This is a genomic window from Metabacillus niabensis (assembly GCF_020524345.1).
Lineage (GTDB): Bacteria > Bacillota > Bacilli > Bacillales > Bacillaceae > Metabacillus > Metabacillus niabensis_B.
Genome location: NZ_JAIVLH010000049.1, coordinates 1 through 8653 on the forward strand (window position 1 = coordinate 1; position 8653 = coordinate 8653).

The 8653-nt window shown below is 37.8% G+C and carries 9 protein-coding genes; 2 read left to right on the forward strand and 7 right to left on the reverse strand.

Annotation, left to right across the window (positions count from 1 at the left end; genetic code table 11):
• Positions 1-261 precede the first annotated feature (261 nt).
• Together LC095_RS26335 and LC095_RS26340 are read left to right on the forward strand one after the other, a co-directional pair.
• Entirely contained in the window at positions 262-891 is a 630-nt protein-coding gene (locus LC095_RS26335) for a helix-turn-helix domain-containing protein (RefSeq protein WP_226530875.1), read from the forward strand.
• Between the two features lie 182 nt (positions 892-1073).
• Positions 1074-1241, forward strand: a complete 168-nt coding sequence (locus tag LC095_RS26340) for a hypothetical protein (RefSeq protein ID WP_226530876.1) — start codon at positions 1074-1076, stop codon at positions 1239-1241.
• A gap of 148 nt (positions 1242-1389) precedes the next feature.
• Here the strand turns inward: LC095_RS26340 and LC095_RS26345 are convergent, their stop codons facing one another.
• The 7 genes from LC095_RS26345 to ftsE all read right to left on the reverse strand — a co-directional run bounded on the left by LC095_RS26345 (position 1390) and on the right by ftsE (position 8257).
• Positions 1390-2565 carry a PDZ domain-containing protein gene (locus LC095_RS26345; protein ID WP_226530877.1) on the reverse strand — a complete coding sequence of 392 codons (1176 nt, stop codon included), beginning with the start codon at positions 2563-2565 and terminating at the stop codon, positions 1390-1392.
• Between the two features lie 81 nt (positions 2566-2646).
• Complete coding sequence (locus tag LC095_RS26350; protein ID WP_226530878.1) at positions 2647-2994, reverse strand: swarming motility protein SwrAA; 348 nt, start codon at positions 2992-2994, stop codon at positions 2647-2649.
• A 129-nt stretch (positions 2995-3123) separates the two neighbouring features.
• Positions 3124-4587: a S41 family peptidase gene (locus tag LC095_RS26355; protein WP_226530879.1), complete on the reverse strand. Its 1464-nt coding sequence runs from the start codon at positions 4585-4587 to the stop codon at positions 3124-3126.
• Between the two features lie 414 nt (positions 4588-5001).
• A complete protein-coding gene (locus tag LC095_RS27020; RefSeq protein WP_264196218.1) occupies positions 5002-5124 on the reverse strand; it encodes a hypothetical protein in 123 nt (40 codons plus the stop codon).
• Between the two features lie 158 nt (positions 5125-5282).
• Positions 5283-6626, reverse strand: a complete 1344-nt coding sequence (locus tag LC095_RS26360; protein WP_226530880.1) for a murein hydrolase activator EnvC family protein — start codon at positions 6624-6626, stop codon at positions 5283-5285.
• A gap of 61 nt (positions 6627-6687) precedes the next feature.
• Positions 6688-7578, reverse strand: coding sequence for a permease-like cell division protein FtsX (ftsX, locus tag LC095_RS26365; RefSeq protein ID WP_026559713.1), 891 nt, complete (start codon positions 7576-7578; stop codon positions 6688-6690).
• Positions 7571-8257 carry a cell division ATP-binding protein FtsE gene (ftsE, locus tag LC095_RS26370; RefSeq protein ID WP_226530881.1) on the reverse strand — a complete coding sequence of 229 codons (687 nt, stop codon included), beginning with the start codon at positions 8255-8257 and terminating at the stop codon, positions 7571-7573. Before ftsE ends, ftsX begins: the two co-directional genes overlap by 8 nt.
• Positions 8258-8653: the final 396 nt, after the last annotated feature.

Consider the following 8653-nt stretch of genomic DNA (forward strand, 5'->3'; position numbering starts at 1 on the left):
GCACAGGTACCTCGTCCCAAATAAAAATCGGGACGAGGTACCTGTCCCTCTGTCCCGATTTTTAAATTGAAATTAATAAGAGCGATTAAATAGACATATAATAAAAAAGACATTAATTGTGTCGTCATTTTTTTGTGATTACGAACGCTTTCCAGTGCCGCCTATGTCTCTTGTTACATCTTTTCTTTCATCTTTTGTCACTTTTAGCACCTCTCTTTTTTTTGTTAAGCATATCTTGTCCACGTTTAGGAGGCGATATACATGAACATGAGGAAAAAAAACAATGCCGATCATTCTAAAGTTGTGTATATGGGCTTTGGCGAAAATGATTCAACTGACACCGAGGGTACACCGGAAGATGATGGGTTTGTATATGTGAAAGTAGGTTTCAAAAAGGATAATTTTGAAAAGTTGCAGTCCTATACGACATATGCCAATGTGGAAGCTAAAATGGATAAAATAAATGTTGAGTATACTCCGGAAGATTTTATCAAGGGGGCAACCATGTATTTTATCGATTCTATGCTGGACAACATTGATGCTCATAAACCTAACGAAATAACCAGGAAATTGTATGAATCTCTTCCTGAGTTTCTTCCTATTCTAAATGAAGCAGCCAAAAAACTAAGGAATACGCCAAAGGAAAATGTTGAACCGCTTATTCATTATCAAGATGGCTTGATTAAAAATAACATGAAGAAAATAATGAAAGAACGAAAAATGACTCAGAAAGAACTTTCAGAAATGACAGGCATCGATAAAAGTAATTTATCCATTTATATGAATAATAAATCACAACCATCAATCGAATTCTTTCTTAGAATTTGGCATGCCCTTGATTATCCTCCACTCAACGAAATATTATTTAGAGAAAAATCTAGTGATGCTTAAGCATATCTTTTTTGGCATTAGAGTTGAAAATTTTTAACTTTTATTAAAAATCTTCAAAAAAGGGTCATAAGACATGCACCATGCTCAATATCCTATAACATAGCTGTAAAAGTTTAATATGATCACGATTGGGAAGACAGGTCTCCTTTTTCTGCGATGACAAAAAGACTCTCGCAGAAAGGTTGGTTGTCTTAGCCTCTCATAAGGGAGGTGCAACTGATGGACATGAATACAGCAATGTTTATGATAGCATTAGTGACTTTAATCGTCCTATTAATCGAGAAAACAAAAGAGTAATTCACCCTGCTGTTGGCGACAGGGGTGAATTACTCTCAAGTATAAAACCTTAAATTGAATAGATAACCGTAGTGTTGGCGCACTGCGGTTATTTTTCATTATATGTGTTAGGTAACTAATTATTCTTTTCACTTTTACTTTATGGAAATTGGGGACTATTTTTGAAAAGTCCATTTCGTTACATCTTGCGCAATTACACAATTATACAGCTTCATCTTCCCATTTCTTATGATCTTGGACAAATAATATTCCTAATTCATGGTGCTCACCGTCATATAATGCGCGTTGGTCAAAGCGGATTTCTCCGTTGAAGCCAATGACTTCCAACTTGCAGAATGCACGGTTTTTTTGTAGGGCTTGATAAAATTCATCGACGGTGTGAACAGAATACCCGTTTACTTTCATGATGATTTCTCCTACTTTGAGATTCATCTTTTCAGCAGGAGATTGCGGCAGAATTCCTAATATCATTAAGCCATGATCTCGTTTTGAAAAATAAAAGGCGGCAGAAGCATCATTCATTCGTTGACGAATGGTAATGAACTCACGACCTGCCATCGCAATGCCTACAGCCATATATGCTAGAGGTGTCCACCAAATACTACCGGCAGCAAGTACAAGCGTAATCACACCAAGCCACATAACCCGCTGTCCTGTCGTGTTTATGCTCTCTTTCGGCAGTGAACCTTGAACCCGCTGGCTAAATCCTAAGAAAAAGGGAATCATCAGTAATAAAAACGGCTCACCATTAATGGATAGAACCGGCCACCATGTTAAAGATGACGTTAAATCTCCACCAGGAACTATAAGGAGAAGCGGCAGCATCCACGTTCGATTTGCCTGATGGATACCGATCGGCAATCCTCTTGTGCTCGTTTTTAAAAAAGGAGATGTATTCTGATGTGCTGTACGCATCACTAATATGCCCTCAGCAACAATCAACATCCCTGCTAAAATACTAAGTGAAGCAAGGCTTGTCCCAGAAAAGCCCACAAAAAAAGACTCAAATCGATCCGGCATGAACGCAACAGCCAATAATGTTAGCCCGATTGTAAAGGCAGCCGACAACCATCTTAGCTGAAGTGTAAAACTCAGCACCGCTGTAATAATGGCCAAAATAACAACTGTTCCAAACGGAAGACTCAGACCAAGCGCGAAAATCGCGATCGAGACAAAAAGTCCCATCAATAGTCCCTTTGTATACGTAAACTTCATTTCATCATATATATCCTGTACACGAATATGAAAAGAACTTCGCTCACGCTTAATACGAAGCATGCCATACATGAATGAAATAAGGAAAAATAAATAAAATAGCGGATGGATAAAAAAGCGACCCATTGCCCACAGCAACTCTAGTAACCAATTTTCAACCAAAACAGAATCCCACCTTACTGTTTCTACCCGTTTCTACTAGGTTACTCATATTTTACCATCTCAAGGTATAATTGAGTATGCTTATTTTAAGTTCTCCCAGAGAGTGGTGTTTGAAAGAGAAAAATCACGAAAGTTTTGCTCTTCTTCCATTCCCAGTAAATCCACAATCACTTTCATCGACTTTTTAATATCACTTAAAGAAAGTGACAAACGCTTATGATTTTGCAGCAAGTATTGAAAATACTCTTTTACACAGTCCTCATCAATTTGTTCTACCTTTTTAATGGACGTGTAGTTTGCCACATACATGCTAAATAACCTTATCGGCTTACTTGGGCTCGAATGAAACGGCTGTGCAGAACTGCTTTCGGTTAATTGTGTAAATATCTCCTGATAAACCTGCTCCTTTTGAAAGCTTGAATTTCTCATTAACATTAAACCTCCCAAATTTCACCGAATACGACGAATATAATCTACTATATAAGTTCGGAAACACTTGGATTTTTACGTCCTTAAACGAAAAATAAGAACTAGCATCAGCCAGTTCTTATTTCATCCCTATTTAAAAAGAGCTTTAATCGCCATTTTCAGTTGCAAATCATTCTCTTCTTTTTCTCTTTGCTCCAATACTTTCTGGTTCATTATATTAGCTGTTTGTTGATCAATTTTTCCGCTAATCGGAAGTTCATTTGTTTGTTGAAAAGCTTTTACAGCAGTTTCCGTTCCTTTACTAAAATACCCATCTTCCCGTTCTGGTTCAAACCCTAATCCTTTTAACGCAACTTGTGCCGTTTTGACCTGTTCATTGTTCATATCAGGTACTAATGGTTTTTCAATTTGGAGTGGGCTGGCCTGATACAATTCCGGTTGCTCTACTTTTATTGTTGGCTCGACTCCTTTTTTGTGAATCCAATTGCCTTCCGGCGTTAGCCATTTGTAGAGCGTTAATTTAATGTTGCTTCCATCCCCCATCGGAACTGCCTGTTGAACGGTTCCTTTTCCAAACGAAGTAACACCAACGATGTCATAGCCTGACGCTTCTTTTAACGCACCTGCAAGGATTTCAGAAGCCGATGCACTTCCTTTATCAATCAAGACTGTTACCGGATACTCTTTTTTCTTAGAAAGTGTTGAGAAATAGCGCTTTTTATCACCATTTCGCTCCTCAATCTGAATGTATGGAGAATCCTTTGTCACAAACTGCTTTAGAATTTCCTCAACGCTTTGTAAGTATCCTCCAGGATTTCCGCGAACATCTAATACAAGACCTTCAATGTTTTCCTTTTCAAGCTTAGATAAAGTGTTTTTGAAATCTTCAGCCGTGTTTTCTGAAAAAGATGTAACCTCAATATACCCAACCTTTTTGCCTTGATAATCCTTTGTTGATCCAAACACTGTTTCAAGTGGGATTTCATCGCGAACAACATCAAACGTTAGCTTTTCCCTTGAGTTTGGACGAAGTACCTCAATGGCTACCTTTGTTCCCTTTTTGCCGCGAATTTTTAAAACTGTTTCATGCAGGTCCAACCCTTCAACATTTTCTCCATTAATACTGATGATCTGATCATTTGGTTTTAGACCTGCTTTTTCCGCCGGGGATCCTTTAAAAGGAGACACAATCGTTACTTTGCCATCATTCATCCCGACCTCTGCACCGATTCCTTCGAAGGATGAATCAAGTGATTGAGAGAATTGCTTGGCTGTTTTTTTATCCATATACACAGAGTAAGGATCATCCAATGTAGAAAGCATGCCCTGTATCGCACCTTCTAAAAGTTCTTCCTGATCCACTTCCTCCACATATTTTGTTGAAATTAATTCAAGTGCTTGCTGAAACTTTTCATAGCCTTCAATTTCTGTCGCTTGTTTTTCTTCTTCAGCTTGAAACACGTTTCCAAAGGTTGGGACCGCCTCAACCTCTTTTGATGATTTGTCTTCTGTTATTTCCATTCCTACATACATACCACCAGCGCCAACTATTAAGGCTAGGGTCATTAACAGTGCTGTGATTTTCTGATTCATCGTTTACCTCCTATTTCCAACGTCGCCAGGTTATGTCATTCCTAATTTTTTTAGACTATTTTAGTATATGACAAGCTTGGCCAAATCATGTAAGGCAATTGAGAAGGGATTTTAGGATGGATTGTAAGGTTAGGTGTGTGATTTTCAAACTTCATGTTTGCTTGTTTTGTCTTTTATCTATTTATGGCAGACATATCTTTTTTTGTTTTCATCTGTTTTGTCCTTCATTCCTCTTATGAAGGACATTTCTTCTTTGCTTCTCACCTGTTTTGTTCTTCATACTTTTGTGTAAGACATTTCTTAGCTGGTTCTCACTTGTTTTGTTCTTCATACTTTTATGAAAGACATTTTTTAGCTGGTTCTCACCTGTTTTGTTCTTCATTGCTCTTATGAAAGACATTTCTTATTTGGTTCTCACCTGTTTTGTTCTTCATTCCTCTTATGAAGGACATTTCCTCTTTGCTTCTCACCTGTTTTGTTCTTCATTCCTCTTATGAAGGACATTTCTTCTTTGCTTTCACCTGTTTTGTCCTTCATTCCTCTTATGAAGGACATTTCTTCTTTGCTTCTCACCTGTTTTGTTCTTCATCTACCATCCACCGAAAACCGCACACCAGTCACAGAGTCCCCACCTTTTCAAAACACAAAAAACCTCCTAAAACAACGTGTTTTAGAAGGTTTTTATCAGGGTAATGTTATGGTAAATAGTTTAACGGATTTACAGAACTCGCAGATCCGTTCCATGCACCTTTATGAATTTCAAAGTGCAAATGCTGTCCTGTTGAACGGCCTGTGTTCCCCATGATTCCGATTTGTTGGCCTTTTGATACAGATTGTCCCGCACTTACCATCAGTCTTTCTTGGTGTGCGTAAACAGTTGTAAAGACTTGTCCATTTATTCTATGAGAGATGTACACAACATTCCCAAAGCTGCTGGAGTAGTTTGCGCGAATGACTGTTCCACTTGCTGCTGCAACGATTGGTACATCTGCACTGTTGGCAATATCAATACCGCCATGCAGTTTTCTACCGCCTGTTACAGGATGCTCACGGTAACCATATCCGGATGTAAATGTTCCGGAAGCCGGCCACATGAACGAACCACTGCTTACAGCTGGTTTTTGAGATGATGCTGAACTACTGCTACTGCTGCTTGAGCTTGATGATGATGACGAAGAAGAGCTTGATGAACTTGATTTCGCCGTTGCTGCTGCCTCTGCTTCAGCCTTTTTCTTAGCTGCTGCTGCTTCAGCTGCTGCACGTGCTGCTTCTTCACGCTGACGTTTTTCTTCTGCTTCAATTGCACGTTTTTGCTCTGCAAGGAAGGCTGCTTCATCTTCTAATTCATGCATTTCATGAAGGGCATCATCTTGTTTCTGCATAACTTGTGACATTAATTCTTCTTTTTTCTTCTTTTGGACAGCTAATTGCTTTTTAAGAGATTCTAATTCTGTTAAAGCTGTCTCTAATTCTTTTAGCTTACTATTTAGATCTGCCTCTGATTGCTCTAAAAGCTGTTTATCAGCTTCATGTGCTTTAATAATTTCACGATCAGCTTCTACAATGGTTGATACAGCACTTACACGACCAACAAAGTCTCCAAAGTCCTGAGCACCAAGAAGCACATCTAAATAGCTAATCATTCCACCTGTTTCTTGAAGTGCACGTGCTCGATCTTCAAGTAGCTTATTGCGCTCTTCAATACGCGCCTTTACTTCAGCAATCTTTACTTTTAGCTCTTCGATTTGCTTTTGCGTTTCTTTTATTTTTTCTTCTTGCTCTCTAATTTTCCCATTTGTTTCTGAATATTGAGTGTCAATTTTTTGAATCTCCGAATCAATATTTGCCTGTTGACCTTTTAGTTCATTGATTTCACTTTCTTTTTCACTTAAGCTTGATGACACATCTGATTGTTTGCTTTCAATTTCCTGCTTTTTTTCCTGTAGTGATTCTGCAAGGGCGAGGTGGTTATTCGGAAGTAACAACCCGCTTGTCCCAACTACAGCAGCCAAGCTATACGCAACTAGCTTTCTTTTCATCATTCATCCTCCCCCATATTTATGTAAAAACTAGTAAACTAGCAATTAAGAAATTGCTAGTTTACACTTTTAAGAATTTACGAACAGACATTAAACTTCCCCAAACACCGATCAACGCACCAATTAACAATAATAGTGCTGAAACTTGGAACACAAACGGGCTAAATGGTAATACTTCAACAAATGATCCTTGAAGCTTAGGTAGTGCCCATGTATATAACGATTGATAGCTGACGCTAATTAATACGATTGGAACAACTGAGCCAAGTACACCTAATAATAATCCTTCAAGGAAAAATGGCCAGCGGATAAACCCGTTAGTTGCACCAACTAATTTCATAATTTCAATTTCACGTCTACGAGCAATAATCGTAATTTTGATTGTATTTGAAATTAAGAACATCGCCGTGAAAATCAACCCGATAATCAACGCAATACCGATGTTTCGTGCAACAGAAATGGCATTAAATAATTTATCAACCTGATCCTGTCCATAACGAACTTTTGATGCATTATCTAATTTTTCTAGTTTCTCTGCAACAACAGTTGTATCACGCGGTTCTTTTGCTTTTACAACAAACACATCATTCAACGGATTGTTTTGCTCAAATAGTTCAAACGATTTCCCTTCTTCTCCCAAGCTATCTACTAAGTTTTCTAATTCTTTTTCCTTAGGTGAGAAAACAACCGAATCAACCTGGCTTATTTTTTCAATTTCGCCCTTCAGTGTTTGCTGGGCTTTTTCATCAGCTGTGACATCAATTAAAACGCGAATTTCTACGTCTTTTTCAAGATTATCTGCGACATGATTCAGGTTCATCATAATCACAAGAAATGTTCCGACTAAAATTAACGTGACTGTTACAGCACTGACGGATGCAAATGTCATCCAAGTATTTCTTGCTAAACTTTTTAAGCTTTCACGTAAATGACGGCCAAGAGTATTAATCATATATACCGTACTCCCCTCTTGCTTCGTCACGCACAATTTTTCCATCTTCAACAGCAATAACACGTTTTTTCAATGTATTTACAATCTCTTTATTATGAGTTGCCATTACAATGGTTGTGCCACGATTATTAATTTCTTCAAACAGATGCATAATTTCCCATGATGTATCAGGGTCAAGATTTCCTGTCGGCTCATCCGCGATCATAACGGCGGGATTGTTGACAATCGAACGGGCAATGGACACACGCTGCTGCTCCCCACCAGATAACTCATCAGGGAAAAACCTCGCTTTATGTTTAAGCTGAACTAAATCTAAAACATCTAGTACTCTCTTTTTTATACTTTTCGGATTTTCACCGATAACTTCTAATGCAAATGCGACATTTTCAAAGACTGTTAGTTTCGGTAACAATTTAAAGTCCTGGAAAACGACACCTATTTGACGTCGTAACATCGGAACCTTAGATTCTTTCAGGGTTGAAAGATCAACACCATTAATTACGATTTTTCCGCTTGAAGGCTTTTCTTCACGGTACATCATTTTAATGAAAGTCGATTTCCCTGCACCACTTGGTCCGACCACATATACAAATTCGCCTTGATTTATCATAATATCTATTCCATTAATAGCTAACACACCATTTGGATATGTTTTATATACTTCTGACATTTCAATCATAGATATAAACCACCTAAAGTTGTTTTTTTACACTTTGAAACTATGTCAATACCTGTCGATAAATGTCGACAAAATAGACATAGTAACCCCTTGTCCTTAAATTACAAAATTAATTATACCATCAAATTTCGGCAAATATAGACTAAATTATATTACATTTTTATTTCATCTGTGTGAAGTGCCGTCGAAACGTTGGCATATAAGGGGTTTCCTGCAGAAATAATGGTATAATGTAACAGACTTATTTCATGGAAATTAAAAAGATAACCTTATGCGGGGAGGCCACTGAAAAAGTCTCTATATCGTTTTAAGCGAAGGCTTTCTCGATTTTATCGAGGAAGTCTTCGCTATTTTCATTTAAAATAAATATATAAACTCTAGGTGGTGTTCAGATGA

Coding starts and splice junctions, on each gene's coding strand:
- LC095_RS26335 (WP_226530875.1), top strand. CDS start 262: ATGAACATGAGGAAAAAAAACAATGCCGATCATTCTAAAGTTGTGTAT.
- LC095_RS26350 (WP_226530878.1), bottom strand. CDS start 2,994: ATGAGAAATTCAAGCTTTCAAAAGGAGCAGGTTTATCAGGAGATATTT.
- LC095_RS26355 (WP_226530879.1), bottom strand. CDS start 4,587: ATGAATCAGAAAATCACAGCACTGTTAATGACCCTAGCCTTAATAGTT.
- LC095_RS27020 (WP_264196218.1), bottom strand. CDS start 5,124: ATGAAGGACAAAACAGGTGAAAGCAAAGAAGAAATGTCCTTCATAAGA.
- LC095_RS26360 (WP_226530880.1), bottom strand. CDS start 6,626: ATGAAAAGAAAGCTAGTTGCGTATAGCTTGGCTGCTGTAGTTGGGACA.
- ftsX (WP_026559713.1), bottom strand. CDS start 7,578: ATGATTAATACTCTTGGCCGTCATTTACGTGAAAGCTTAAAAAGTTTA.
- ftsE (WP_226530881.1), bottom strand. CDS start 8,257: ATGATTGAAATGTCAGAAGTATATAAAACATATCCAAATGGTGTGTTA.